Source organism: Marinomonas foliarum (genome assembly GCF_003337275.1).
In the GTDB taxonomy this organism is placed as follows: Bacteria; Pseudomonadota; Gammaproteobacteria; order Pseudomonadales; family Marinomonadaceae; genus Marinomonas; species Marinomonas foliarum.
The window spans coordinates 77,710-103,578 of record NZ_QPJQ01000002.1; the positions used below are offsets into that span (position 1 = coordinate 77,710).

Here is a 25,869-nt window from a genome sequence, read left to right on the forward strand (position 1 = left end):
CCTTCTAACATTTATTGCTTTCTATTTTTGCCAAAACATTGGAGTGAACAATACCAACAAGGTAAAGACTTCCAAACGACCCAATAACATAGAAAAACACAGCATCCATTTTGCAGGATCACTGACATTTGTAAAGCTAGAAGCGACGTCGCCTAAGCCCGGACCTAGGTTATTCAGCGTTGCTGCAACGGCAGACCAAGCCGTAACTTGATCCAATCCTGTTGCCATTAGACCAATCATCAGTATCACGTAAACTAGCAAGTAGGCTGAGAAGAAGCCCCATACTGCAGAAACGACTCGCTCATTGATTGCCTTACCGCCAACCTTAACCGGAATGACCGCATTTGGGTGAATCAATCGTTTGATTTCCCGAATACCTTGTTTGAGGATTAATAGGATACGAATCACCTTCATGCCGCCACCTGTCGAACTGGCACAGCCACCGACAAACGAGGTGACGATCAATAAGAAAGGCAAGAAATGCGGCCAGCTAGCGAAGTCCGATGTGCCAAAGCCGGATGTCGTTGCGATGGAAACACTCTCGAATACCGCATAGCGAATCGATGTACTCCAATCGTAAGTCGATGTCATGGCAAGCACGAGAGTCGACAAAATAACCGTACAAGACAGTATCAATAAAAAGAAACGTGCTTCAGGATCTTTAAAATAATGCCATACACTTTTGTGACGCCAAGCGTAGAAATGCAGTGCGAAGTTGAATGCTGAGACAATCATAAAAAAGGTACAAATCATTTCGATAGCGACACTATTGAAGTAACCGATACTCTCATCATGAGTTGAGAAACCGCCTATCGCGACCGTCGAAAAACTATGGCAAATGGCATCGAATAAGCTCATTCCTGCAATCCAATAACCCAAAGCACAAACGCTGGTTAAGGTCGCATAAATGTACCAAAGCGCTTTTGCTGTTTCGGCAATACGAGGCGTGAGCTTGGTGTCTTTAACTGGCCCAGGCGTTTCAGCCCGATACAACTGCATACCACCGATACCCAGCATTGGCATAATGGCAACGGCCAATACGATGATACCCATACCGCCTAACCAAGTAAGTAGCTGTCGATAGAACAGTATAGACTGAGGCAAAGCATCGATGCCGATGAGAATAGTAGCCCCTGTGGTGGTGAGTCCTGAAATCGACTCGAACAGCGCATCGGTAAAGCTTAAGTCTGGTGTTTCCGCTAAGAAGAACGGCACCGAACCGAATAAGCCCAATACCGTCCAAAACAATACCGTTACTAAGAAACCATCACGAATTTTTAATTCGCCACGTTCATTACGAACTGGAAACCAGAGTAAAAAGCCGCCGATTAAGTTGATGCCTAACGCATAAAGAAACGCATTTAGCGCGCCATCAGAATAAATCAAAGAGACAATGATTGGCGGAATCAGTGACACACTGAATACCATAACCAATAATCCGATGACTCGTAAAATAACACTAAAATGCATACTTGCTTCCTAGAGCCTGACAATTTTGTGTCGTCAGGTCTGCGTTAAAATTCTGATGAAACCCTTGTTCGGTCTCTTGTCTGTTTTACTGTATTTCTCATAAACGTCTTGTAAAAGCCATAACCATTGAAGTGTTACCGCTATAAGTTCGGCTAGAAGAAAGTCAGCCCCACTTGGAATAGTTGCTCCACAGCGGGTATTTGCTTCTTGTTGGTTACGAAGATTATGACGTGATCTTCTGCCTGAATTACTAACTCACTGGTGGCGACGATCAAATCTTCTTCACGAACGATGGCTCCAATGGTCGCCCCTTCAGGTAAATTCAAATTGGCAATGCTGCGGCCAACCACTTTCGAAGAACGATAATCGCCATGAGCAACCGCTTCTAATGCTTCCGCAGCACCTTTACGCATCGAGTGAACATTCACCACATCTCCACGTCGTATATAACTTAGCAGCGAACTGATGGTGGTTTGTTGGGGCGAAATCGCAATGTCGATCATGCCTTCTTGAACGATGTCGACGTACGCAGGGTTATTGATGATGGTCATAACGGTGCGAACGCCAAGTACTTTTGCCAACATAGAAGACATAATGTTGGCTTCGTCATTATTGGTTAAGGCACAGAATACATCGGTGGATTCGATGTTTTCTTCAAGCAGTAATTCCTGCTTAGACGCATCGCCGTTGAGCACTATGGTGTTGTCCAATGTCTCAGATAAATAACGGCAACGCTCAGGGTCCCGTTCAATGATTTTAACGCGGTACTCTTTTTCCAAACTCTGCGCTAAACGCTCACCAATATTACCGCCGCCAGCGATGATGATGCGTCGATAAGGAACATCCAAAGGGCGCAATTCACTCATCACATCCAATACGTCACGTTGAGCGGTAAGAAAGAAAACTTCGTCGTTGGCGTGAATATGTGTGTTGCCGTCAGGAGAAATAGATTTACCATCACGATAAATGGCTGCTATACGAGTTTGAATGGACGGCATGTGTTCTTTCAAAAAGCTTATAGGCTGGTCGATGAGTGGACCGCCCTTTTCTGCTTTCACCACCACCAATTGAACTTTACCTTCTGCGAACTCCATTACTTGTAACGCACCAGGATAACGGATAAGTCGGCTTAGATGTTTCGTTACTTCTTTTTCTGGGCTGATTCGAACATCCATTGGGATGGCTGCGTCAGCAAACAATTCTGGGTAATGAGCATAGGCACTTGAGCGAACACGCCCAATTTTAGTTGGCGTTTTAAATAGCGTATGAGCAACCTGACAAGCAATCATATTTGTTTCGTCTTGGTTGCTTACTGCAATCAGCATGTCTGCGTCATTACAGCCAGCTTGGTTTAATACATCAGGGTGCGAACCACTACCCTCAACCGTTTGTATGTCGAGACGGTCTTGCAGCTCTCTAAGGCGGGTTAGATCTGTATCAATGACGGTAATATCGTTATCTTCACTTGCTAAGTTTTCAGCAAGTGTCGCGCCGACCTGGCCCGCACCTATTATGATGATTTTCATAGTTTGCCTTTATGCACCTTAGAGAAAGCGTTGTTTGTTGTGAGCTCGAGACTGATTGCCAGAGTGTACTTTTTACTCGAATTCAGTTGTACAAGTTTACCCACATAAAGATCATTATTTAACTTGAAGTTGCTAAATAGTCGTAATTAATTTTCTTGATTCTATGGCTTAGCTGTTGATGGTTTTTAAGGATTGTTTTTGGCTAGTGTTAAAGTAATCAAATGGCGAAAATATAAGTAAGGACATTATGCTTTTTGAATCTCAAGGATTGGGCTCTATTTTTCCATGGATACAGAGAGAAAAAAGCTCAGTAAACTGTGTTCCATGTGAAACATTTTACTGAACTTATTAATAAAACCTTCATTATCTCAATAACTTGACTGTGCCCATATGCGGCTAGGAGCTAGGATTTCTGGAGTAGGCAATAATAGAAACCATCGTGACCTTCAATGGCTGGGAATAATTGTCTACCGTGGCTAACGGGAATGCCCCACTCTAACTTAAATTCAGACGCTAAGGTATTTATCGCAACTTCTTTTGCGTCAGCTTGATTCTCAAGAAGATATTGTATCTGTTGCTCATTCTCTTCAGGCATTAAAGAACAGGTTGCATATAACATGTAGCCGCCTGATTTTAGCGTGGTCCAAACCCTACTAAGGATTTCTCGCTGAATAAGAACAAGCTCATCGATATCTGCTGGCTTACGATTGATTTTGATGTCTGGATTCCGACGAATAACACCAGTTGCTGAGCAAGGAACGTCTAGCAGTATCTTGTCGAAATGTTCACCGTCCCACCATGATTCTATTTCACCAGCATCGGCGCAAATCAAATGTGCGTTATAGCCTAGGCGCTGAATGTTAGACTCAATTTTCTCCATACGCCAAGGTTCTAGCTCAACGGCAGTTAGGTCGATACTATTGCCTTTTTCTAGTAGGTGTCCGGTTTTACCTCCTGGTGCTGCACAAGCGTCTAATATTTTTTCTCCTGCTTTAGGGTTCAAAATGTGCGCTGACAATTGGGCCGCTTCATCTTGCACACTTACAAAACCTTCCTCGAAATTAGGTAACTCTCCAACTCGTACTGCATTTTTGAGGTACAGAGCTGAGGTAGAAAAGTCTCCCGTGCTGGATTTTATGCCTAATTCGTTAAGCTGCTCTTGATATGTTTCACGTGAAACTCGGCTTTCATTAACTCGAATGCACATTGGTGGATGTGTGTTACTAGCATCAACAATTTCTTCAAACTGTTCTGGCCAATGTTTAATGAATCGCTTAAGTAGCCATTTGGGCTGATTGTATTCAACGGATGGCGTTGACTCAAGGTTCATAATAATTTCATCAGCTTCGCGTTGGTAACGTCGCAAAACGGCGTTTATTAATTTGGTTGCCCAGTCTTTTTTAAGCAGTCGGCACGACTCTACGGTTTCATGAACGGCCGCATGATCTGGCGTATTCATATAGCTTAATTGGTAAAGACCTAAAAGTAAGGCAGCATAAAGATCTGTGTCCTTTTCTTCGAAAGGGTGAGCCAATAAATGCAAGGCGATACTGTTTAGCTTTGGGTACTGACGACAAACGCCGAAGCATAATTCTTTTAACAAGGGAATGTGTTCGCTAGCGACATCGGCTTGGCGTCGAGCAAGCTGAGTGCTAAGTGAACCTTGCTGAAGCAAAATGTTGGTGATGACCTCTATCGCAACTTGTCGCGCACTGTGCTGGATGGATGGTGTGCTGTTAGTTTTATTCATGCTACTTGCTCGTGTAGGCCTAGGCGTTGCCCAATTTCTAGGGCTGTTTTGTGTTTGCCATTAAGTGCGTCCTGAACTTTCATTCGCTTGCCGCCAGCAAATTGGATTTCAGAAATTAAGATAGATCCTTGCCCTGTTGCAACAATAACTCCCTCTTTGCTAACGACTAAGATATCACCTGGCTTGGACGCTTCATCGTTAACGCTGGCAATGTGTGCGGCATGGATTTTCATCACTCCTGCAAGGCTATTTGTATAGGCTACAGGCCATGGTGACAGACCACGAATTTGGCGTTCGATCAATTCTGCCGTAGATGCCCAGTTCACCTCACCTTCTTGTTTGGTTAACTTGGCTGCGTAGCAAGTAAGGTTTTCGTCTTGCTGCTCTGAAATCAATGTGCCTGCTTTCAGTTTCTCTAGGGCTTCAATCAATGCGCTACCACCCAGAACCGCTAAGCGATCATGCAGTGTTGCAGACGTGTCTGTCGGCTTGATATCGCAGTGTGCTTTTAACAGCATGTCACCCGTATCTAAGCCCACATCCATTTGCATAATGGTGATGCCAGTCTCGCTGTCACCAGCAATCAACGAACGATGGATAGGAGCTGCTCCGCGCCAGCGAGGCAGCAAAGAAGCATGAACATTGATGCAACCCAGCTTTGGTGTGTCTAAGACAACTTTTGGAAGAATGATGCCATAGGCAGCAACAATCATAATGTCAGCATTTAATGCAGCAAGCTGTGCCTTGTCTTCTTCTAGCTTGAAATTTAGCGGTTGATAAACGGGAATGTCGTTGGCGATAGCAAGTTGCTTCACAGGGCTTTGAACCAATTTCTGACCGCGTCCTGCTGGGCGATCTGGCTGAGTATAAACGCCGACTATGTCATATTGCTTTTCTGATTTAGAGTCTAAGACTGCTTGCAAGCTAGCCGCTGCGAATTCTGGTGTACCAGCAAAAACGATACGAAGTGGAGAGGTTGACATAAAGGTTCCTTAACAAAAAATCAGGCCAAAGCCTGATTTTATAATACGAGTATCAATGTTCTATTGGTTAAAAAGAGTGATCTTCTTAACCTTGTTTCTGAGCCAGTTTATGGGCTTTTTCTAGTTTGCTTTTAATGCGGTTACGCTTTAATGGCGACAAGTAATCAACCATCAATTTGCCATCAAGGTGATCTACTTCATGTTGCACACAAACGGCCATTAACTCATCAACTTCCAATGAGAAAGCTTTGCCGTGACGATCTAACGCATTGACGCGCACTTTAGCTGCACGATAAATGTGCTCGTAAAAGCCCGGGACAGATAAACAACCTTCTTGAAATTCGTTGGCTTCGTCGTCTAATACTTCAAACTCTGGATTTATAAAAACGATCGGCTCGTTACGTTCTTCAGAGAAATCCATTACAACGAGACGGTAATGATAGTCCACTTGTGTCGCCGCCAAGCCCAAGCCATTTTCGTCGTACATGGTATCTAACATGTCGTCGATTTGAGTTTGTAGCTCAGCAGTGAATTCGGTAATAGGTTCAGCAACTTTGCGTAAGCGTTTGTCTGGGTATTCAAGTACAGTTAAAACAGCCATGATCTTTTCCAACGATGTGTCTTTGTTCATGAGTGGAGACGTTCTCCCCAACCCTTTTCATTCTGTCTATTGTAACGCAAGTCTGGCTATTGAGCAGTCTTCTCGTGGCGGTTTTTTGGCCAATATGATTGAATAGCCTCAATAGCCAAATACTATTTATTTTTGGTTCAATATTTTTGTTAACTGTTTGGGCAAGGAATGCTCAAGATTTATTCGCAAGGAAGCTGTTTATCATGTCGATTTCTAATGCCTCAGGTTTGTCCAAAACCGATTGGCTATGCTTGAGTTTCTTGTCTGGCATAGGACCATCTCGTTTATCACGTCTTTATACTTACCTCAGTCAACTGGATCAGCCTTCATCGACAGATGAACTGGACACTATATCTTTGTTCAACCGATCTGATGAGGCAGGTTCTACTCAGGCAATTACGTATGATTTACTGATTGCTCTTAAATGGCCAGAGATTACTGCCCGTGAAGCGATGGCTTATTTTTCTGCCGGGACTCTTAACAAGGAACAGGAAGACAAGCGTGATGAATCGTTAGCTTGGCTTGAAGGTCACAATCACCACTTGGTGCTGCAAGAAGATGGCTTCTATCCAGCTGCACTGAAAGAAATTACTGTTGCCCCCGCTTTTCTTTATGTGGAAGGTAATCCTGAAATATTGGCACTGCCAAAAATAGGCATTGTTGGTGCGCGTAAATGCAGTCGTTATGGGCGAGATATCACCTTGCAATTTGCCGAACAATTATCTGATTGTGGTATTTGTGTTGTCAGTGGTGGTGCAATGGGTGTTGATACGGCTGCTCATCAGGGGGCGTTAAAAAGCAAAACCACACCGACTATTGCAGTGATGGGGACGGGCTTATTTCATCGCTACCCGAACCATAACCGCCAGATGTTTAATGAAATCCTAGAGCAAGGTGGTGCATTAGTGAGTGAATACCCACTATCAACTAGTCCTAGGCCGCATCTGTTCCCTCCTAGAAATCGAATTATTAGTGGCTTAAGTATGGGCGTGCTAGTGTCAGAAGCCTCGATAAAGAGCGGTTCTCTAATTAGTGCCAGTTATGCAGTGCAGCAGAATCGAGAAGTGTTTGCTCTCCCCGGCCGTTTGATTGACCCGCATTCTGAGGGCTGTCATCAACTGATTCGACAGGGTGCGACTCTAGTTCGTCATGTGGACGATATTTTATCTGAGTGCTCTGGGCTACCGGTATTATCCGAGAAAATAAGCGAGAAAAAGCCCTATTCACAAAGTAGCAATCAACATATTGATATTGCGCCGAGAATTTCTTCAGGCCGATTTAATCCTTTGCCGGAATCTACATCCGATAATGCGAAAGCTGTCATTGCCGTAATAGAGCAAGAAGCCCAAGCGATGGATTTTGATGCTTTGATTCGCCATACCAAAATGGATGCGGGACTGATGATGCAGGTATTAATGGAGTTGGAACTGGTGGGTTGTGTAGAAAATCGAGAAGGTCTTTATTGCCGGAGTTGAACGGGCACTACTGACCTTCTCTTGAGCGTCGAGCTATTAGTTAGATGTCGCTAAAGATATCTTTCTTAAGTTGTTTAATATCGCGACGCTCTTTTTTATTTGGTTTATGGTCGGACATGATTCGGCCGCCGAAGGATTTGTTTTCAAGAGCGCGTTTTTCTCGTTTTGCGATCGATGCCGCTGTTTCTTCATATAACAGTTGAGCCTCTGGCGCACCACGGCGCTGTTCGCTAACCGCTTTGACTTCGACGACCTTTTCGTCCCAACCAAGACGTATACCAACTAAGGCGCCAACTTCCACATTCCGACTGGCTTTACCCTTGCTGCCGTTATAAGACACCTTGCCACCATCGATTGCGTCTTTACAAAGTGAACGCGTTTTATAAAAACGTGCAGCCCAAAGCCACTTATCTAAACGAACGGCTTGTGGTGCCGACTGCTTTTCTGGTTTACTCATAAAGAATGCGTTGATCCTATTCTGTTGTCATATTTGAGGCTGTTATGCAGGACGTTAGTAGACACCCAATTTTCCAAGCTCTCCAAAAAATCATACACGATGCTGCTGATGCGATCATGGATATTTATCAACGTGCTGATTTAGGGATTGAACAAAAAACGGATGACAGTCCTGTCACTGCGGCAGATCTTGCGGCCCACAGAGTTATTCTAGCAGGTTTGCAGGCATTGACGCCTACTATTCCAGTTCTGTCCGAAGAAGGCATTGTAACGTACGAAGAGCGCTCTCAATGGCCTATGTTATGGATTGTCGACCCTCTAGATGGTACCAAAGAATTCATCAAGCGTAATGGCGAATTCAGTATTAATATTGCCTTGGTTGAAAACGGCGCGCCGATTCTTGGCGTGGTGTACTTACCTACTACAACTGAAGGCTATTTTGGTGTGACTCAGTCATGGAAAGATTTACCAGTAGGCGCCTTTAAATGGCAAGGTGATGAATACGAAAGCATCAATGTTCGCGAACCACGCGAACCTATCATTGCCATGACAAGCCGAAGTCACGGCCCTGCTCTTCCCGCCTCGCTGAAAAATAAATTAAAGCAAAGTTACGAGCAAGTGCGAGAGTTGCCAAAAGGCAGTTCAATCAAAGGCTGTCGAATTGCGGAAGGCATTGCCGATTTGCATCTGCGTCGTGGCCCAACCAGTGAATGGGACACCGCCGCTCAACAAGCCATCATCGAAGCCGCTGGCGGAATGCTCGTCACCCCGGATGGAAAGCCCTTTCGTTACAACCAAAGAGAAACCCTACTCAACGGTCACTTCTTTGTATCGGGGGCTGAACTTGCTCCGTATGTGATGAACTGGTATCTAGAAAACGAGGAAGAAGAGTAAGCGTTACTCTTCTTCCACTTGCTCTATTCCTTACCTAAACGCCTTATCTGATTGTTTCACGTGAAAAAATTATAATTAAATACAGTATGATCTATCGTGAACGTCCGCACTGAAAAAATCCTATGTGAGCCTTATACTGTGCTGTTGAGTCGGTTGACGATGCGTTCTTGGGCGCGTTTTAAGAAGTCGTTTTGCAGTGGTTGCGCAAAAGAGCGTGCAATGGCGACGGTTCCCACTAATGAAACCACTGTCTCTTCCGCTAGTGATTCGGCTTCTTTGTTGCCGCGTTTTTTTAGGATTTCAGTAAGACGTTCGACTAGGCTATCAAAACACGCTTGGTAGGCTTGGCGAACTTTCTCTTCTTTGTGAGCGGCGTCTGTGACTAAAAACTCCAATGGCGATGGGTGTTCTTTGTCATTTCGTCCCCAGCTAAGGTAGCGAGTCACTAGTGCCTTGATATGGGTTTCTTTTCCTTCGGTCTGTTTGTCGTCCCTCGCCCAAAAAGCGTTGGAGGTAGCGAATTGCATGGCCGCTTCATATAAGCTGCTCTTACCAGAAAAATGCGCATAGAACGCACCGTGCGTCATGTTGGCTTTTTTCATAATTTGATTCAGCGTGACGCGATCAAAGCCATGGGAGCAAAATAGTTTTGCTGCCGCTTGTAATATTCGTTGTCTAGTTTGTTCTTTGTGTCTTGGCGTGTAAGACATAGTTAACTAAACCTCCTCGTTGACTGACACTTTCTTCGATTATAAATCGGATTCTAAATATTATCTTGATCATATATAGACTCACTCTAGCATGGTGACTTTCTTTCTGCTGAAACTTAAGAGGGTTATCTCATGTCGCTTAAAGAACGAATTGTTATTACTGGTATGGGTTTGGTGTCACCGCTGGGTTTAGGCGTGGCTTCGGTTTGGGATAGGTTGATTCGCGGTGAATCTGGTATTCGCTCATTACCAACGACTTTATCGGAAGGGCTAAATACGCACATTGCGGGGCAAGTTCCTAGCCAGACAGAGCAAGAAAATGGTTTGAACGAGTCTGACTATTTGTCCCCTAAGGATCGAAAACGCGTTGATCTATTTACCTTATTTGCTCTTGCTGCTGCCGAAGAAGCCTTAACACAGGCCAACTGGCGACCAATGACTGCTGAAGACCAGGAAGCCACCGCTATCATCATTGCAACGGGGATTGGCGGTTTGCCAACCATTACTCAAGCGCACACGACATTAATAGAGCAAGGTGCACGACGTTTGTCGCCATTTACGGTTCCTGCCTTTCTTGCCAATCTTGCGGCGGGTAACGTTTCGATTAAATATGGATTCAAAGGACCAATAGGTACGCCAGTAACAGCGTGTGCCGCGGGCGTGCAAGCGATTGGTGATGCTATGCGCTTGTTGCGTACGGGTGAAGCGAAAGTGGCTCTGGCGGGCGGTACGGAAGCCTGTATTGATCCTTTGTCTCTGGCTGGCTTTGGTGCCTTGAAGGCGCTTTCTACGAGAAATGAGGATCCTGAAAAAGCGTCTCGCCCTTTTGATAAAGATCGCGAAGGCTTTGTCATGGGCGAAGGTGCAGGCTTAGTTGTGCTCGAAACGCTTGAGCATGCTTTGGCTCGCGGTGCCACACCATTGGCGGAGGTTGTTGGCTATGGCACCAGTGGTGATGCTTACCATCTGACATCTGGCCCAGAAGACGGCAACGGTGCTGCCCGTGCGATGCAAACAGCGCTTAAAATGGCTGGCATTTCTGCGGATCAAATTGGCTATGTGAATGCTCATGCTACGTCGACGCCAGTGGGCGATCGTGGTGAGATAAACGCTTTGCGTCGAGTGTTTGGAGATAAGGTGACAAAGGTTGCGATTTCATCGACGAAATCTGCCACGGGTCATTTGCTAGGTGCTGCCGGTGGCGTAGAAACTATCTTCAGTGCGCAGGCGCTAATATCAGGCATCTTGCCACCGACACTAAACCTTGAAAATCCAGAAGACAGTATGGCGGATTTGGATCTTATCCCATTGGTTTCACGAGAAAAAAGTGTTGAATATGTATTATGTAATGGCTTTGGTTTTGGTGGCGTAAACGCAGCGATTATCTTGAAGCGTTACTAATCTATAGGGCAATTTATCGAGTAAACTGAAACAAAAAAGGCGACTCAATGTGTATGAGTCGCCTTTTTAATATCGTTGTTCTTCGTGTGTATTATTGGTTTTAGCCATCCATTAGTTGGCTAGGTAACCAAGTCACCAATTCTGGGAACATCATTACGATGACAAGAACCAGAAGTTTCAGCAATACAAATGGCGTAATGGACTTGTAGATATCCAACATGGTTATGCCTGGAGGTGCGATGCCTTTTAGGTAGAACAACGCAAAACCATAAGGCGGTGTTTGTACGGCGATCTCAATATTTAGAATCATCAAGATACCAAACCAAATCGGATCATAACCAAGGGATACAGCAATCGGTGTGAAGATAGGTGCACACATTAGAACGATGATGAATTCATCGATAATGAAGCCCAGCAACAGCATGATCAATTGGAACAGCATGATGACTACGATTGGTGGTAAGCCCAAATCTTGGGTGAAACCGGCTACCATGCTTTGTACGCCCATTAGCAAATGGAAGTTACTGAACACAGATGCCCCAACGATAATCCACATTGCGACCGTGACAAGCAATGCTGCTTGCATGCCGGCTTTTTTTACCATACGTGGTTTGAAGCGTTTAAAGAAAATCGCCAAAATAATCGCGCCAACGACCCCGATGGCACCGGATTCTGTTGGCGTCGCAATGCCCATGATAATACTGCCCAAAACCGCGACAATCAGCAGCAGAGCTAGCAAGCCATCACGAGCGGTTAGGAACTTCTCTTTTGGTGTTGGTTGCACTTCTGGCACAACATCCATGGGTGCGCGTTGAGGGTTCAATTTACAAGAAATCACCACGTAAGCGATCAGCAAAACAATTGTGATAAGCGCTGGAATTAAAGCGCCAATAAACATACGCCCTACTGAGTTCTGCGTAGACGATGCAAACATGATCATTGGGATGCTAGGTGGAATCAAAATACCTAAACCACCACCGGCCATGATGACGCCTAAAGCAAGGCGTTTATCATAGCCACGCTCTAACATGGGACGCAATGCGATACTGCCTGACGTCATGATACCTGCGCCGATAATGCCAACCATGGCACCAATCATAGAACACACCACAATAACGCTGATAGCGAGTGAGCCACGTACTCGACCAATTAGCATTTGGCTGGCGTTAAACATGGCATCACCAATGCCGGAGCGAGTAAGCAATTGCCCCATGTAAATATACAAGGGGATGGCGAGCAGGATGAAACTAAAATGTGTCGACTCAAGCGTAGTGGGAATAACGTTAAAGAGCGCATCGCCCCACGTCATGTAACCAATACCCATGGCAATGCCACCCAGCGCTAAACCAACGGGTGCCCCCAAGGCAAACGACGCTATGATGCAGGCGAATAAAATGCCCGTTAATAGTTCAATACTAATCATGGTGCCGTTTCCTCTTGCTCTGTCTGTACTTCTGGCAATAAGGGTTTGCCAGTAATCGCTTGATGTAAGGAATCAATCCAGTCGCTGGAAAGTTGCAAAATTAGCAGCACGCTAGCGATTGCCATCATTAGCCAGTAATGATGCATATGAGGAGCCCATTCACTTTGGCGTCGGTAATTAAACTCGAGCGCTTCTTCAAACTTACCTATGCTCATTTTGCAGACGATGATCATGAAGAACATGGCGAGAGCGAATGAAAATAGGTTAAATATGCTTTTGGTTCGAGCAGAGACTTTGTTGTAAAGGATGTCGACATTGATGTGAGCACGTTGCTGTTGGGCGTAAGCGCCGCCTAGTGCTGCAATGTAACCAAAAATAAATAGCGATGTGTCGTAAGCCCAAATGGTCGGGCTGTCTAAGATGTAACGAGAGAAAACCTCGAATGCAACGACAAATGCTAATACTGGCATCAGATAGGAAACGGAGTTTCCAATGAAAGCCACCAATGCGTGGACGCCTAGACAATAACGTCTAATCGCAGTCATTATCATTGTTTTGTACCTGTAAGGATGGATCGGAAAACTAAAACGGCCTTCATCAAGAAGGCCGTTTTAGTTAGTACTGTGTTAATTATTTCTGTTCTTCACGTAGAACGTCAATTAACTCTTTGCTGTATTTGTCTGCCGCTGCGTACTCATCCCAAAGTTTCGCACCAGCATCTTTCCATGCTGCTTTGTCTTCAGCACTTGGCTCTGGGCTCCACTGAAGTCCTTTCGCTTCCATGTCAGCAACTGCTTGAGATTCCCAAAGTTTAGACTTGGTCATTTGCTCTTGAGCGTGAACCGTTGTTGCCGCTTTAACAATTGCTTTCAAGTCTGCTGGAAGTTTGTTCCAAGCGCTTTGGTTAACGATGATAGGTAACACTTGAGCACCAGCTAGTGGAAGTGGGTACATGTATTTCGCTACTTCAACGTGGTTACCATCGCGATGGTCGATCATGTTAGAGCCAATAGAGCCATCGATTACACCAGTAGATAGCGAGGTGTAAATTTCAGACCAAGCAAGCGATACCGGAGAAGCGCCTAGGTTACGAAGGAACTTGCCGTATGCGCCAGGCGCTCGAATTTTCAAACCTTGGAAGTCTTCTACTGAGTTGATTGGCTCTTTGGTAATAACGTATACCGCTGGCTGAATGTAAGGGTCAAGCCAAACTAGACCTTGAGCACCGTACGCTTCTTTAAGGATAGGAGCCCAGCCTTTTTCTTGGAACAAGGTCGTTAGCTCACCAACGTCACTGGTACCGCCAGGTAAACCGATTTCAACCAAGCCTGCTGGAAGCTCACCTGCGTTCAAAGATTGGAACGTAGCGCCCATGGTGATTAGACCTGTTTTTACAGCGCCAAAAATACCAGAAGCACCTACACCCTCACCATCGTACAAAACTTGTACCTTGATGCGGCCGTCAGACATAGTCTCAATGTTTTTTGCTAAATCTTCATACACCGCACCGAATGCAGAGCCACGGCTGTATAGGTTAGCGAAGCGCCAGTTATAGTCCGCAGCATGAGCTGAAGAAGCGACAGCGCCTAATCCAAGAGCTACCGCTAGAGAGCTTACAACCAATCGTTTTTTTACTTTTAGTATCGTCTTAATCATTGAGCTACCTCGAGTGCAAAAGTGCATAAAAAAGTCACGCCTTGAATGTTGTGACGCCTTGCACTCGATACTTTCAAAAAGGCCGCCACCATTAAAGCGCACAAAACTTATCTAAAGTTTTGTCACAATCAAACATTAAAAAAACTAAAAGCCTTTTAAAATCAGCTAACTAAAGGGAATTAACGCACAAAAAAAGACCGTTCGCACCAATATTGCGCAGAAAACAGGTGAATTGAGTGCAGCATTATAGTGAATAATATTGATCTATGGTGTTGAAAACGTGCATGTTTTTTACTTTTTCTTAATCTCGATTTGAATAAGGCTTTCAATAACAAAAACGCCCCGAAGTGGGGCGGTTGTTTTTTAGATTATTCAAGCCGGTCTTTAAAACCGCTAAGTGATGTCAAAACCTTGTATCTGTTTGGCTAATTCGTTTGTTTGATAATGAACATTTTTATTGGCCATTTGGATAGATTGTGTTGCCGCGTGATTGTCTTTGATATCGTGAGCAATGATGTCCATGTCTTGCGCCATTTGTGCTGTCGTCAATGCAACCTCTTTGATTGCTTGGGTAATCTCCTGCGTATGGTTCATTGCTTCCAGAGTGTTTTGCTCGACTCTATGGATCGTCATGACAGCGTTTTCGCCTTGTTCTTTGCTGCGACCAACTTTCTGTAGGCTAAGCGTCATAGCATCAATGACTGCTTGTGTTTCCTTCTGAATATTTTCGACTTTCTCTGTAATGCTTCCCGATGCTTGTACTGTTTGCTCTGAAAGCGTTTTAACTTCGTCTGCCACAACAGCAAAACCACGACCTGCTTCTCCGGCACGAGCCGCTTCTATAGCTGCGTTGAGAGCTAATAGACTCGTCTGCTCTGCGACACCGACGATGAGCTCAATAACCACATCAATCTCTTTAGAAAGTGCACCAAGGCGATCAACTCGTTCGTTAGTATCTTGAATGGTTTGTGCCACATCGCTAATGCTGGTCATGGCATCACGCATGGCTGTGACACCGCTGGTTGCTGATTCATAAGCGACATTGGCAGCGCTTTGCACGTTCTGCGTCATTGATTGTACTGTATCAGCGGTGGCGGATATTTCTTCTGTAGAAGTGGCTAATGTATTGCTTCGATCACGAATTCGCTCACTGCCGCTGACAATGGTTTGAATACCGCTGTCCACTCATCAGCCGTGAGCACCAGCTTCTCGTTGCTGTTGATTAAATGACCAATCAATAAGCGCAGGCTATCGGACATTTGGTTTGAAGCAATAAATAGTTGCTGGAATTCATCTGGATTGCCTGAACCTTGGTTCTGTTTATGGGAACCAAGTTTGCCTTGCGCGACTTCTTTTAATATCGCCAACACAGCGATTAGGTTGCGGTTTAAAGAGCGAATCACCGTCGACAAAATAAGACCGATAACAAGTGCAAGTAAAACACAAGCGATTACCAAAGAACTGCGCGCTTGCTCAGCAGTTTCTAATGAACGTATTTGTGCCTTAGCCAGTAAGGTGTTTTGCAGGTATTTGGCGCTCTCATCCATGGCTTGTGTGTATTGATTACTTAATGTTGTAAGTTCGCTTTGTTGCTTTTTTAAGGCAATGGAGAGAGCAATAACTGGGGCTAAGGTATCTTCATAGGTTTGAATCATTGGGCGAATACATCGTCAAAGCCGAGATTATTAATATTGTCCTTCAGTGCGTTTAATGACGCCATTAAAGCTTCTTGATGGCTGTTATCTCTGTAAAAAAGAAAGTCTTTTTCTAGGTTTCTTATGTCTTTAAAGCTTGATCCAAAGCTAGCCAATGTACCGAACTTTTCCGCCAGCTCGTCGGCGGATTGATTTAACTTTCCTAGTGCCCCTGATTCGCTATTTAGTCCTAGCGTTTGGCGGGTTTTTAGATAATTTTCAATGGCAGTAATATAGTTGGGTAATAAGGTTTGTGTATCTGCCAGCAGTGAAATACCTTCAGAATCGATCAGAGAAGGAGGTATCTGAAAACCTGTGGCCATGGTTTCTTTAATACTCTTGAGTTCTTGGTTAAGTGGTTCTACATCGTTTGGTGTGAGCGCAGATATTTTTCGTTCAAGCTTTAATAGAGAAACTTCTAGATTTTTTACTTGGGTGGTCAGTCGGCTCAAATTACTGGCGTCACCTGAGGCGCTAGACAGCAAAGATAAATTATAAACTGAGTAGGCACCAAACCCTGCATAGCCAATGCAGACAAGGAGTACAATTGCCATTAGTTTTTGACGTACAGATAACGACATTAAGGGCATAAAAAACTCCATATTAAATGTATTAATTACGGTAAACAGGCTAGATGAAAAGCTGGGAGCATTAAAATCATATATTTAGATCATATGTGATAAAATAAACTTATATAGGTGGGAGTCGTTGTGGATCAATGTAAAGTTGAAAGAAGAACGAACTTATTTCAACCATCCTAGATTATTCTAGGAAAAAGTATTTGTTAAACCACTAAAACAACCAATATTCATAATAAGTTTAGACATATTTAGATTGGAATCTATGCAATCAACCCGTTTGCTTTGACACCTTTTAACTCTTCTCTTGTTTGAGTGTCACGATAGCCAGAATCCGCCATGAATGTTGGACGCCGTTGTGCTCATTCTGTGAGTTAACCCCGCTCTAGCGTCTACACCAATATGGGCTTTTAAGCCAAAGATGCTTAAATCAATGTAAAGTTAGATAATCAGCGAACTAAATTGCGATGATTAGGTTAGTACACGTGGGGAGAGGCAATGAGCGTTAAGAATTATTCACTGGGACAGGTCGGCGATTATGAGATCAAGCAATTAAAAGTCTTTAAAACCGTCGTCGATTGCGGTGGGTTTTCGGCGGCAGAAACTTCGCTTAATATTGGCCGATCAACTATCAGTCTACATATCTCTAATTTAGAAGCGCGCCTGAATCTTGTTTTGTGTAAGCGTGGTCGCGGCGGATTCTCTCTCACGGAAGAAGGCGTCATCATTTATGAAATGACCGAGAATCTACTTGAGTCACTCGATGCTTTTCGTACTACGGTAAATAACTTAAACGCTAGCTTAACGGGTAAGCTTCGCCTTGCCTTGTCAGATAAAGTGAGTTTAGATCCGCGTAGTCACTTTCCAGAATTGATTCAACGTTTTTCCACTGAAGCGCCTGAAGTATCGATCACCACTAACGTGTCTTCCATGTCGAACATTGAGCGCATGATTTTGAATGATGAGGCTGATATCGGTTTTATTCCTTATCATCGCAAGCTGGACGGGTTAAGTTACGTACATTTATATAGCGATGATTGTTATCTGTATTGTGGCAAGGATCACCCACTGGCGATTATGTCCATTGAAGAGCAGGACGAACAGGTGAACAAGTTCCCGGCAACTCACGCGGGGTTAAAGCCGCACGAAGCGATCAGTGAGCAAATCTCAGGAATGAATCTGACGGCGATTTCATATTTTTATGATAGTCGTCTAGCTCTGATCTTATCAGGTCGTTATATCGGCTTTTTGCCAGAACGCTATGCGGAGCCCTACGTCGAATCTGGAAAAATACTTGCTGTCGCGCCAGAAAATCGCTCTTACACTTTAGGCGTAGCCGTGATTTGCAAGAAAACCACCCAACCTAATAAACCTCGTGAATTGTTCCTAAAAGTGTTACATCAGACGGTTGAAGAGCTGATTTCTGCGCCGTATTAGAGGTTAGCCATGCGGTTGGGCAAAAAGATAACCATCAAAATCTGGCGCTTCCGTATCTGAGAGCTTAAACAATGTTTGTTTAACGTTCTCTATATGTTGCCACATCGCTTGTCTCGCTCCTTCAGCATTACGTTTACGTAACTGAACAAGTACTTTTCTATGATCTTCCAGCCATTGATCATGATATGACGTATCCTGTATTCGAGCGTGGAGCTTTTTCCACATAGGATTGCCATCTTTCATATCCCATAAGCGAGTCGCCGTATCAACTAAGACGGTATTTTGAGTTGCTTGAGCGATAGACAAATGAAAGTCTCTGTCTGCGCTATTGGCATTTTCGACAACTTCTAATTCCGCACTTTCGATATCTAAAATATCTTGCAGCTTTTGCAGGTCTTGTTTGGTGATGACAGGCGCTGCGCACGCGGCGATTGAACTTTCAATCTCTTGGCGTGCTTGCAATAGCTCAAATGGGCCGACATCCGAGACGTGAGCAATGGTCAGTAAAGAAGAAGGGCTATTTTTCAAATAACTGCCAGAGCCTTTTCTAACTTCGATCAGCTCTTCAATTTCCAACATGATGAAGGCTTCTCTTACCAAGGTTCTGCTGACGCCAAATAATTCTGCGTAAACACGTTCCGTTGGTAACTTATCACCAACCTTCATTGTGGATTTTGCAATTTCTTGCTTAATGCTTTCGCCAATTTCTCTGTAGAGTCGTTCTGCCATAGGAGGATTCTTAATTACTTTAATTGCCATCAATCTGGTATGCCATTTTCACGCAAGATGTACTTAAAGTCGATATTTTAATCAATTAAGCGAGTAGTAATTGTGATTTGGTATGCCAATTTTGCTGTTTTTACTTGTTAGACGTGAAGTTTTCAGCTATTTTGTGAAAATAATAGATATTTGGCATACCAAAAAAAATAATTAGGTATCGTAGTTTATGAAAATCCGATCAGCAAAAGTAATAGTGACCTGTCCTGGTCGCAACCTAGTCACATTAAAAATAGAAACAGACGAAGGTGTTTATGGCATTGGTGATGCGACGCTTAACGGTCGTGAAAAGTCTGTTGTTTCTTATCTTGAAGACCACGTTATCCCTACCCTAATTGGCAAAGACCCACAGCGAATAGAAGACATTTGGCAGTACTTGTACCGTGGTGCGTATTGGCGTCGAGGTCCTGTTGGTATGACGGCGATTGCTGCAGTAGATGTCGCTTTATGGGATATCAAAGCCAAAATGGCAGGAATGCCTTTGTACCAATTGCTTGGCGGTAAAAGCCGTGAAAAAGTCATGGTTTATGGTCATGCCACTGGGTTAGATATTGATTCCTGCCTTGAAGAAGTTCGCAAGCACGTTGAACTAGGCTACAAAGCGGTTCGGGTACAATGTGGCATACCAGGTATCCCAACAACCTATGGTGTTTCTAAAGAAGCGGGCAAACCTTATGAGCCTGCAGACTCTGCTCTACCTTCTGAGAATGTTTGGTCAACGGAAAAATACCTTAATCATGTGCCAGAACTATTTGCTGCTGTTCGCAAAGAGTTCGGTGAAGACTTGCATATACTGCATGATGTACATCATCGCCTGACACCAATTCAAGCGGCACGCTTAGGTAAAGAAGTTGAGAAATTCCACTTATTTTGGCTAGAAGATTGTACGCCTGTCGAAAACCAGTCTTCTTATGAATTAATCCGCAAACATACGACAACGCCGCTCGCGATTGGCGAAGTCTTCAATAGTTTGTCCGATTGCCAAGAGTTGATTCAAAATCAGCTCATCGATTATGTCCGCGCAACAATTACCCATGCTGGTGGCATAACGAATGTACGGCGCATTGCCGATTTCGCGTCTATCTTTCATGTTAAAACGGGTTTCCATGGTGCGACGGACCTTTCCCCTATTTGTATGGGCGCCGCATTGCACTTTGATACTTGGGTGCCGAACTTTGGCATTCAAGAACACATGCCGCATACCAAGGAAACGGATCTTGTTTTCCCTCATGCGTATGAGTTTAACGATGGCTTTTTCACGCCGGGTGACGTACCAGGCCATGGTGTCGACATTGATGAAGAGCTTGCTGCGAAATATCCCTATAAACCTGCTTATCTTCCGGTTAATCGCCTTGAAGATGGCACCTTGTGGAATTGGTAGAAAATTATGAAAGCGTTTCAAGTAGCAAATGTAAATGACTATGCTTTGATCGATACCAAACAGCCTGTTGCTGAAGCGGGTGAAGTATTGATTAAAACCGCCTTTGCCGGAATTTGTGGATCCGATCTTCACATTATTCATGGACAAAACCCTTTCGTTAAATTTCCTCGAATTACAGGGCATGAGTTTTCAGGTGTAGTGGCAGCCGTTGGTGAAGGTGTCACGCACGTGAGTGTTGGCGATAAAGTCTGTGTTGACCCTGTTATTAGTTGTGGCGAATGTTATGCCTGCCGTGCTGGACGCTTTAACGTCTGTGCGAATCTACAAGTGTTTGGTGTACACCGTAATGGCGGCTTTGGCGAATTCACCAGCGCGCCTGCAAGCAACGTTTTAGTGCTTCCTGACAATGTCACGCTTGAACAAGCAGCCTTAGTTGAGCCTTATTCCATTGCCACTAATGTGTTATCTCGCATGGAACCTATTCCTGGTGACACCTTGTTGGTGTATGGCGCGGGCGTGATTGGATTGACTATCGTGCAAGTGGCGAAAGCCATGGGCATCGAACGCATCATTGTGACTGATATTGTTGATGAGCGCTTAGAAACAGCCAAAGCGCTTGGTGCAACGGACGTGATCAATAGTCGGGTAAACAAAGTAGAAGACTGTATCCAAGAATGGACTAATGGCGAAGGTGTACCTTTGATTGCCGATGCCGCTTGTATTCCAGCTCTTTTGCCCGAAATTTTACGTATTGCCTGCCCTGCTGGGCGTGTTGGTTTGTTGGGCTTTACCTCTACGCCAAGCGATCTTGCGCAAATTGAAGTGATTAAGAAAGAGCTGACAATAGTGGGTTCTCGTCTTAATAACCGCCGTTTTCCTCAAGTGCTTGAAATGATTTCGTCAGGTCGATTAGATCCTTTGGCTTTGATCAGTCATCGAATTGCTTTAAACGATATTGGCGATGGTATTCAGTTAATGGAAAACCACCCAGAACTTACTCGTAAAGTGCTTGTTGAGATGAGTAAGTAATTGATAACTCAATAATATAAATCTAAAAATAAAAATGGAGTTCCCTATGATTAAACCAATGTTAAAAGTCGCCGTCATGTCTTCAATCTTGTTGACTGGCTTAGCTCAGGCAGCTGATGTTACTTTGAAGTTTGGCTACCCAGCCAATGAAGAGAATATTTGGCATAAAGCCGCTTTGAAATTCAAAGAAGTAGCCGAAACAAAATCCAATGGCCGTATCGACGTGAAGCTTTACCCTAATGAACAATTAGGCAAAGAAATGGATGTGATCAACAGCATTCAGCTTGGTACAGCGGATATGACTATAACGGGTGAATCGCTACAAAACTGGGCACCAAAAGCGGCATTAATGGCGGTTCCTTATGCCTTTACTAGCTCCGAACAGTTGAAAAAAGCCGTTAATGGTGACGTTGGTAAAGAAATCACTGATCAAATTACTCAGCGTACAGGTCTTCAGCCTATCGCATGGTTTGAGCGTGGCCCTCGCCATTTAACGTCTAACCGCAAAATTCAATCTCCTAGCGATTTAGATGGTTTGAAGTTGCGTGTTCCTAACGTGCCTCTGTTTGTAAAAACATGGCAAACATTAGGCGCTAAACCAATTCCTATGGCGTTTAGCGAAGTGTTTACTGCGTTACAGCAAAATACGATTGATGGACAAGAAAACCCACTTAGCCTGATTAACAGCGCGAGCTTCTACGAAGTTCAGAAATATGTGAATTTGACAGGTCACGTTCGTAGCTGGATTTATGTGGTAATTGGTCAAGACAAACTAAACAGCATGCCTGCTGATTTGCGCACTATTGTTCTGGACGCTGGTAAGCAAATGCAAAGCTATGAGCACGGCATGTTTGCCGCAGATGAAGCGCAATTGCGTTCTACTCTAGAGTCTCGTGGTATGGAGTTTGTAGAGCCAGACCTGAAAGCGTTCAAAGCCGCAGCTCAAAAAGCAGTACAAGAAGCTCTGACGCCTGAACAGCTTGCGCTTTACAACAAGATCTAAATCTCTAGTAACAGATCCAGATCTACATCCGTTTAAGACGCCTATTTTCGCTTCAAACAGCGAAAATAGGCCACTTTGGAGAAAAGTGCGATGAGTACCTCATCTCAAACCAATAACCCAAAAGACTATCTTGGCAAGTTGGAATATGGCATCCAATTGCTACTGCGCATAGTTGATTGGGTATTTTCTGTATTAGCGGTATCGGCTCTGTTAGCGATTGCGGCTGTTGTTGTTTTGCAAGTTGTCTCTCGTTTCATGTTGCCCAGTTCTCCTATTTGGACTGAAGAACTCTCCCGCTATTTGTTTGTATACCTTATCGTTATGGGTTCTGGGTTGGTGATTCGCCATAATCGCCATGTGCGACTGGAACTATTTCAGGGGGCATTAAGCCGATTCTGGAATAAAGTGTATCAAATTTCTTGTCACCTTTTGGCCGGTAGTTTCGCTATTTATATCCTGCCTTATGCCATCAAATATGCGCAAATTGGGCGTTGGCAAACCTCCCCCGCTCTGGAAGTTCCCATGTATTGGGCTTTTTTATCCGTGAGCTTTTTCTTCGCTTTAACGGCGTTTTATAGCTTTATGAGTATTGTGCTTGTATTGCTCGATCGAGATGATCAAGAGGTATCCTCATAATGGAAATCATTTTATTGTTTGCCGTGTTTTTTCTATTACTGCTCGTGGGTGTACCAATTGTTTTTTGCTTAGGTATTGCATCGCTAACGTATTTAACTATGGTGGGGATTCCGTTAACTATTGTGCCTCAACGCTTATATGCTGGCATGGATTCCTTTGTTTTGCTGTGTATCCCTGGCTTTATTCTGGCCGGTAATTTAATGAACGTCGGCAATATCACCGATTACATTATTCGTTTCAGTAATGCCTTGTTAGGCCATATTCGTGGCGGGCTTGGACTGGCCAATGTTGGTGGCTCGATGATCTTTGGTGGTATTTCCGGTACGGCCGTAGCCGATACAGCAAGTATTGGTGCCGTGATGATTCCTGGTATGGCGAAAAGTGGTTATGACAAACCCTTTGCTGCCGCGGTTACCGCTGCGTCTTCAACGATTGGTCCCATCATTCCTCCAAGTGTGCCTATGATCATCGTGGGTTCTTTGAGTGGCATTTCTGTCGGTAAGATGTTTTTAGCCGGTGTCGTTCCGGGCTTTATGCTAGGACTTGCCATGATGGTGACGGCCTATATTATTGCCGTGAAGCGTCAATACCCTCGCGAGAAACGCGCCACATTAAAAGAAATCTATACCGTTGGTAAAGGGGCGTTTTGGGCGCTGTTAATGACCTTTATTATCCTGTACGGGATTATTGGTGGACTCTTTACACCAACAGAAGCTTCTATTATGGCCAGCTTATATGCCTTTGTTGTTGGCATGTTTGTCTATAAAGGTCTGACTTGGCAGAACCTTCCCAAGCTATTAGTTGATACGGTTTTAAGTTCTACCAGCTTGCTGTTATTAGTGGGAATGGCAAATTTATTCGGCTGGATCCTAACCAGTGAGCAAATACCACAAATGCTGGCGAGCGCTATTTTTAGCATTAGCGAAAACCCATTGGTGGTAATTTTAATCATCAACATCGTGTTATTGGTCGTTGGTGGGTTCATGGAAACCATCGCGGCGTTGATTATCCTTTTCCCTACTTTGCTAAAAGTGGCCGAAGGTATTGGTATGGACCCAATTCACTTTGGTGTGATGGCGGTGCTTAATCTGATTATCGGCTTAACAACGCCACCAGTTGGTGTGTGCTTATTCGTGGCGGCGGGTATCAGTGAATTACCAATGACGGCGGTGGTAAAAGCCATTTGGCCATTCTTAATCTGTAACCTTGTTGTTCTTTTACTGGTTTCTTATGTCCCTGCTATTTCATTGTGGCTGCCTTCGCTGTTGGGTTAATTAGGATTATTTAAATAATGAAAGTTCAATATATAAATAGCCAGATTGACGCTAGTAAGCATGATATTGGCATAGTTCACATTGGTTTAGGTGCTTTTCATCGTGCTCACCAAGCGGTGTATTTAGAGCAAACACTTGCTCTGCATGGTGGTGATTGGATGATCGCCAGTGCAAACATTCGCTCCAATTATAGTTTGGTTGAGCAGATGAATGCGGCTGAGCATTGCTATCATGTAGTGGAGTATGCCGATACGAGTAATGCTAATCTAAGAGAGATTAAAGCGATTAAGAACACGTTTTTCTGCGGTTCTGATGAAGGTCGAGAAGCCTTACTCGCTCAAATGACAGCTCCAGCAACTAAGGTAGTAACGTTGACGGTTACTGAAAAGGGTTACTATTTAGCGCCTTCTACTGGCGAGTTATTGGTAGGTGCTCCTGAAATTCAACATGACATGGCGTCTCCATCACAACCTAAAACGGCTTTGGGTTTGATCCTTGAGTCATTAAAGCAACGTCGTGCGCAAGGCCTTTCGGCTTTTACCGTATTGTCTTGTGACAATATGCCTCATAATGGTATTCGCGCCAAAGGTGCCGTTGTAGCGCTAGCCAAAGGACAGGATGATGAATTCGCCCAATGGATTGAGAAAAACGTTGCGTTTCCAAATTCCATGGTAGATCGCATTGTTCCTGCGGTATCTGAGCAAGATCTTGCTATGATTAAAGCTGACACTGGTATCCGTGAGCCGACCGTGGTTAAGTGCGAACAGTTTAGTCAGTGGGTGATAGAAGATCATTTCCCTGCAGGTCGTCCGCAGTGGGAATCCGCTGGTGTTCAAATGGTAGATGATGTATCCAGCTATGAAATGATGAAGCTGCGAATGCTAAATGGAAGTCATTCATTATTGGCATACTTGGGCTCTATTGCGGGCTTTAAAACCGTCGCAGACGCCGTGCAAGACAAGGATATTCGTGCCTTTCTTGAACATTATATGATGCAAGAAGTGGCGCCGACCTTACCTAGCTTTAGCCAAACGGAAATAGCGATCTACTGCCAACAGTTATTAGCACGTTTTGAAAACGACAGTTTACAGCACCAGCTCAAGCAAATTGCGATGGACGGTAGCCAGAAGCTGCCACAACGCTGGTTGAGTGGCTTAACGGAACTTCAAGCGCAAGCACTGGCAGCACCGGCGATAGAGCTTGGTATTGCTGGCTGGATTGCCTTTCTTTGTGATGCTGAACAGGGTCAACAAAGTATTAATGATCCGCTCGAAACAGTGTTATTTGAAACGGTTAATCGCTATAGAGACGATTCGGTCAGCTTAGTTGGCACTTTATTGCAACGTAACGATATCTTCCCATCTAGTCTAGTAAAGAACGAGGCTTTGCAGGTTCGTCTCGTTGGTTTAGTGGACGAGCTGTTAGCGGGAGCCAAGGTTCAGAGCTTGATGAGTCATATTTATCATCAAGAATGATAAGTAAATGCGGATAAAAAATTCAATTATTAGGCGTTCTTATTTCAGTAAGAGCGCCTTTTTTATGTGCTTGTTTTATGAGTCAGGATACAAATTTTAACTAAAAGCTAAAATTCCGAAAAGTTTTTCCTAGGTGAAGGGTGTATTGTTTATCATATATTGATAAGGGTAAATTTTACTTTCTTGCTGGTATGAGGATAGTTAGAGCTG

The 25,869-nt window shown here is 44.2% G+C and carries 24 protein-coding genes and 1 pseudogene; 10 read left to right on the forward strand and 15 right to left on the reverse strand.

The annotated features are described in order from the left end of the window. Positions 1-21 precede the first annotated feature (21 nt). From DFP77_RS01395 to def, 5 genes are all read right to left on the reverse strand, one after another. The gene (locus tag DFP77_RS01395; protein WP_114410515.1) at positions 22-1,470 is read right to left on the reverse strand and encodes a TrkH family potassium uptake protein; all 1,449 of its coding nucleotides are present in this window, start codon (positions 1,468-1,470) and stop codon (positions 22-24) included. A 152-nt stretch (positions 1,471-1,622) separates the two neighbouring features. Beyond that, positions 1,623-2,996 carry a Trk system potassium transporter TrkA gene (trkA, locus tag DFP77_RS01400; protein WP_114410516.1) on the reverse strand — a complete coding sequence of 458 codons (1,374 nt, stop codon included), beginning with the start codon at positions 2,994-2,996 and terminating at the stop codon, positions 1,623-1,625. 403 nt (positions 2,997-3,399) lie between these two features. Then, positions 3,400-4,746: a 16S rRNA (cytosine(967)-C(5))-methyltransferase RsmB gene (gene rsmB / locus DFP77_RS01405; RefSeq protein ID WP_114410517.1), complete on the reverse strand. Its 1,347-nt coding sequence runs from the start codon at positions 4,744-4,746 to the stop codon at positions 3,400-3,402. Next, positions 4,743-5,729 carry a methionyl-tRNA formyltransferase gene (gene fmt / locus DFP77_RS01410; protein WP_114410518.1) on the reverse strand — a complete coding sequence of 329 codons (987 nt, stop codon included), beginning with the start codon at positions 5,727-5,729 and terminating at the stop codon, positions 4,743-4,745. The genes rsmB and fmt overlap by 4 nt, the downstream gene beginning before the upstream one ends. A gap of 85 nt (positions 5,730-5,814) precedes the next feature. Continuing rightward, the gene (def, locus tag DFP77_RS01415) at positions 5,815-6,330 is read right to left on the reverse strand and encodes a peptide deformylase (RefSeq protein ID WP_114410519.1); all 516 of its coding nucleotides are present in this window, start codon (positions 6,328-6,330) and stop codon (positions 5,815-5,817) included. 233 nt (positions 6,331-6,563) lie between these two features. Here def and dprA point away from each other — a divergent pair, with 233 nt between their 5' ends. Further along, positions 6,564-7,835 (forward strand): DNA-processing protein DprA, encoded by a 1,272-nt coding sequence (dprA, locus tag DFP77_RS01420; protein WP_114410520.1) that lies wholly within the window; start codon positions 6,564-6,566, stop codon positions 7,833-7,835. A gap of 40 nt (positions 7,836-7,875) precedes the next feature. On the opposite strand, the gene DFP77_RS01425 is transcribed toward dprA, so the two are convergent. After that, positions 7,876-8,292: an RNA-binding S4 domain-containing protein gene (locus DFP77_RS01425; RefSeq protein ID WP_114410521.1), complete on the reverse strand. Its 417-nt coding sequence runs from the start codon at positions 8,290-8,292 to the stop codon at positions 7,876-7,878. A gap of 44 nt (positions 8,293-8,336) precedes the next feature. On the opposite strand from DFP77_RS01425, the gene cysQ reads away from it, so the two are divergent. After that, positions 8,337-9,185, forward strand: coding sequence for a 3'(2'),5'-bisphosphate nucleotidase CysQ (gene cysQ, locus DFP77_RS01430; RefSeq protein WP_114410522.1), 849 nt, complete (start codon positions 8,337-8,339; stop codon positions 9,183-9,185). A gap of 131 nt (positions 9,186-9,316) precedes the next feature. On the opposite strand, the gene DFP77_RS01435 is transcribed toward cysQ, so the two are convergent. Next, positions 9,317-9,895: a TetR/AcrR family transcriptional regulator gene (locus tag DFP77_RS01435; RefSeq protein ID WP_114410523.1), complete on the reverse strand. Its 579-nt coding sequence runs from the start codon at positions 9,893-9,895 to the stop codon at positions 9,317-9,319. 132 nt (positions 9,896-10,027) lie between these two features. On the opposite strand from DFP77_RS01435, the gene fabF reads away from it, so the two are divergent. Continuing rightward, the gene (gene fabF, locus DFP77_RS01440) at positions 10,028-11,296 is read left to right on the forward strand and encodes a beta-ketoacyl-ACP synthase II (RefSeq protein WP_114410524.1); all 1,269 of its coding nucleotides are present in this window, start codon (positions 10,028-10,030) and stop codon (positions 11,294-11,296) included. A gap of 100 nt (positions 11,297-11,396) precedes the next feature. On the opposite strand, the gene DFP77_RS01445 is transcribed toward fabF, so the two are convergent. From DFP77_RS01445 to DFP77_RS19710, 7 genes and pseudogenes are all read right to left on the reverse strand, one after another. Further along, positions 11,397-12,719, reverse strand: coding sequence for a TRAP transporter large permease (locus tag DFP77_RS01445; protein ID WP_220235511.1), 1,323 nt, complete (start codon positions 12,717-12,719; stop codon positions 11,397-11,399). After that, a complete protein-coding gene (locus DFP77_RS01450; protein ID WP_114410525.1) occupies positions 12,716-13,270 on the reverse strand; it encodes a TRAP transporter small permease subunit in 555 nt (184 codons plus the stop codon). The genes DFP77_RS01445 and DFP77_RS01450 overlap by 4 nt, the downstream gene beginning before the upstream one ends. A 79-nt stretch (positions 13,271-13,349) precedes the next feature. Continuing rightward, positions 13,350-14,375 (reverse strand): TRAP transporter substrate-binding protein, encoded by a 1,026-nt coding sequence (locus DFP77_RS01455; protein ID WP_181858476.1) that lies wholly within the window; start codon positions 14,373-14,375, stop codon positions 13,350-13,352. Between the two features lie 393 nt (positions 14,376-14,768). Further along, entirely contained in the window at positions 14,769-15,560 is a 792-nt protein-coding gene (locus tag DFP77_RS01460; RefSeq protein ID WP_147270541.1) for a methyl-accepting chemotaxis protein, read from the reverse strand. After that, entirely contained in the window at positions 15,494-16,030 is a 537-nt protein-coding gene (locus DFP77_RS01465) for a methyl-accepting chemotaxis protein (RefSeq protein WP_114410527.1), read from the reverse strand. Before DFP77_RS01465 ends, DFP77_RS01460 begins: the two co-directional genes overlap by 67 nt. Continuing rightward, entirely contained in the window at positions 16,027-16,659 is a 633-nt protein-coding gene (locus DFP77_RS01470) for a hypothetical protein (RefSeq protein ID WP_114410528.1), read from the reverse strand. The genes DFP77_RS01465 and DFP77_RS01470 overlap by 4 nt, the downstream gene beginning before the upstream one ends. A gap of 254 nt (positions 16,660-16,913) precedes the next feature. Then, positions 16,914-17,067 (reverse strand): annotated as a pseudogene (locus tag DFP77_RS19710) (IS5/IS1182 family transposase); the annotation flags it as partial. 78 nt (positions 17,068-17,145) lie between these two features. Between DFP77_RS19710 and DFP77_RS01480 the strand changes: the two are divergent. Next, positions 17,146-18,084, forward strand: a complete 939-nt coding sequence (locus DFP77_RS01480) for a LysR family transcriptional regulator (RefSeq protein ID WP_114410529.1) — start codon at positions 17,146-17,148, stop codon at positions 18,082-18,084. 3 nt (positions 18,085-18,087) lie between these two features. Here DFP77_RS01480 and DFP77_RS01485 read toward each other — a convergent pair whose 3' ends face one another. Then, positions 18,088-18,813: an FCD domain-containing protein gene (locus tag DFP77_RS01485; RefSeq protein WP_181858477.1), complete on the reverse strand. Its 726-nt coding sequence runs from the start codon at positions 18,811-18,813 to the stop codon at positions 18,088-18,090. Between the two features lie 217 nt (positions 18,814-19,030). Here DFP77_RS01485 and manD point away from each other — a divergent pair, with 217 nt between their 5' ends. The 6 genes from manD (at position 19,031) to DFP77_RS01515 (ending at position 25,659) form a co-directional block, all read left to right on the forward strand. After that, positions 19,031-20,242, forward strand: coding sequence for a D-mannonate dehydratase ManD (gene manD / locus DFP77_RS01490; protein WP_114410531.1), 1,212 nt, complete (start codon positions 19,031-19,033; stop codon positions 20,240-20,242). A 6-nt stretch (positions 20,243-20,248) separates the two neighbouring features. Beyond that, entirely contained in the window at positions 20,249-21,271 is a 1,023-nt protein-coding gene (locus DFP77_RS01495) for a Zn-dependent oxidoreductase (RefSeq protein ID WP_114410532.1), read from the forward strand. A 46-nt stretch (positions 21,272-21,317) separates the two neighbouring features. After that, positions 21,318-22,274, forward strand: a complete 957-nt coding sequence (locus tag DFP77_RS01500; protein WP_114410533.1) for a TRAP transporter substrate-binding protein — start codon at positions 21,318-21,320, stop codon at positions 22,272-22,274. Positions 22,275-22,364: 90 nt separating this feature from the next. Continuing rightward, a complete protein-coding gene (locus DFP77_RS01505) occupies positions 22,365-22,910 on the forward strand; it encodes a TRAP transporter small permease (RefSeq protein ID WP_114410534.1) in 546 nt (181 codons plus the stop codon). Then, positions 22,910-24,184 (forward strand): TRAP transporter large permease, encoded by a 1,275-nt coding sequence (locus DFP77_RS01510; RefSeq protein WP_114410535.1) that lies wholly within the window; start codon positions 22,910-22,912, stop codon positions 24,182-24,184. Before DFP77_RS01505 ends, DFP77_RS01510 begins: the two co-directional genes overlap by 1 nt. A gap of 17 nt (positions 24,185-24,201) precedes the next feature. Continuing rightward, positions 24,202-25,659 (forward strand): mannitol dehydrogenase family protein, encoded by a 1,458-nt coding sequence (locus DFP77_RS01515; RefSeq protein WP_258861048.1) that lies wholly within the window; start codon positions 24,202-24,204, stop codon positions 25,657-25,659. The last annotated feature ends 210 nt before the right edge of the window (positions 25,660-25,869 follow it).

What these genes read in the sequence shown, in the direction of transcription:
- DFP77_RS01445 (WP_220235511.1), bottom strand. Translation starts at nt 12,719, where the DNA reads ATGATTAGTATTGAACTATTAACGGGCATTTTATTCGCCTGCATCATA.
- fabF (WP_114410524.1), top strand. Translation starts at nt 10,028, where the DNA reads ATGTCGCTTAAAGAACGAATTGTTATTACTGGTATGGGTTTGGTGTCA.
- DFP77_RS01435 (WP_114410523.1), bottom strand. Translation starts at nt 9,895, where the DNA reads ATGTCTTACACGCCAAGACACAAAGAACAAACTAGACAACGAATATTA.
- dprA (WP_114410520.1), top strand. Translation starts at nt 6,564, where the DNA reads ATGTCGATTTCTAATGCCTCAGGTTTGTCCAAAACCGATTGGCTATGC.
- rsmB (WP_114410517.1), bottom strand. Translation starts at nt 4,746, where the DNA reads ATGAATAAAACTAACAGCACACCATCCATCCAGCACAGTGCGCGACAA.
- DFP77_RS01510 (WP_114410535.1), top strand. Translation starts at nt 22,910, where the DNA reads ATGGAAATCATTTTATTGTTTGCCGTGTTTTTTCTATTACTGCTCGTG.
- DFP77_RS01515 (WP_258861048.1), top strand. Translation starts at nt 24,202, where the DNA reads ATGAAAGTTCAATATATAAATAGCCAGATTGACGCTAGTAAGCATGAT.
- DFP77_RS01480 (WP_114410529.1), top strand. Translation starts at nt 17,146, where the DNA reads ATGAGCGTTAAGAATTATTCACTGGGACAGGTCGGCGATTATGAGATC.
- DFP77_RS01465 (WP_114410527.1), bottom strand. Translation starts at nt 16,030, where the DNA reads ATGATTCAAACCTATGAAGATACCTTAGCCCCAGTTATTGCTCTCTCC.
- DFP77_RS01470 (WP_114410528.1), bottom strand. Translation starts at nt 16,659, where the DNA reads ATGCCCTTAATGTCGTTATCTGTACGTCAAAAACTAATGGCAATTGTA.
- DFP77_RS01485 (WP_181858477.1), bottom strand. Translation starts at nt 18,813, where the DNA reads ATGGCAGAACGACTCTACAGAGAAATTGGCGAAAGCATTAAGCAAGAA.
- DFP77_RS01505 (WP_114410534.1), top strand. Translation starts at nt 22,365, where the DNA reads ATGAGTACCTCATCTCAAACCAATAACCCAAAAGACTATCTTGGCAAG.
- DFP77_RS01450 (WP_114410525.1), bottom strand. Translation starts at nt 13,270, where the DNA reads ATGATAATGACTGCGATTAGACGTTATTGTCTAGGCGTCCACGCATTG.
- DFP77_RS01455 (WP_181858476.1), bottom strand. Translation starts at nt 14,375, where the DNA reads ATGATTAAGACGATACTAAAAGTAAAAAAACGATTGGTTGTAAGCTCT.
- fmt (WP_114410518.1), bottom strand. Translation starts at nt 5,729, where the DNA reads ATGTCAACCTCTCCACTTCGTATCGTTTTTGCTGGTACACCAGAATTC.
- DFP77_RS01500 (WP_114410533.1), top strand. Translation starts at nt 21,318, where the DNA reads ATGATTAAACCAATGTTAAAAGTCGCCGTCATGTCTTCAATCTTGTTG.
- DFP77_RS01425 (WP_114410521.1), bottom strand. Translation starts at nt 8,292, where the DNA reads ATGAGTAAACCAGAAAAGCAGTCGGCACCACAAGCCGTTCGTTTAGAT.
- cysQ (WP_114410522.1), top strand. Translation starts at nt 8,337, where the DNA reads ATGCAGGACGTTAGTAGACACCCAATTTTCCAAGCTCTCCAAAAAATC.
- DFP77_RS01495 (WP_114410532.1), top strand. Translation starts at nt 20,249, where the DNA reads ATGAAAGCGTTTCAAGTAGCAAATGTAAATGACTATGCTTTGATCGAT.
- def (WP_114410519.1), bottom strand. Translation starts at nt 6,330, where the DNA reads ATGGCTGTTTTAACTGTACTTGAATACCCAGACAAACGCTTACGCAAA.
- manD (WP_114410531.1), top strand. Translation starts at nt 19,031, where the DNA reads ATGAAAATCCGATCAGCAAAAGTAATAGTGACCTGTCCTGGTCGCAAC.
- trkA (WP_114410516.1), bottom strand. Translation starts at nt 2,996, where the DNA reads ATGAAAATCATCATAATAGGTGCGGGCCAGGTCGGCGCGACACTTGCT.
- DFP77_RS01395 (WP_114410515.1), bottom strand. Translation starts at nt 1,470, where the DNA reads ATGCATTTTAGTGTTATTTTACGAGTCATCGGATTATTGGTTATGGTA.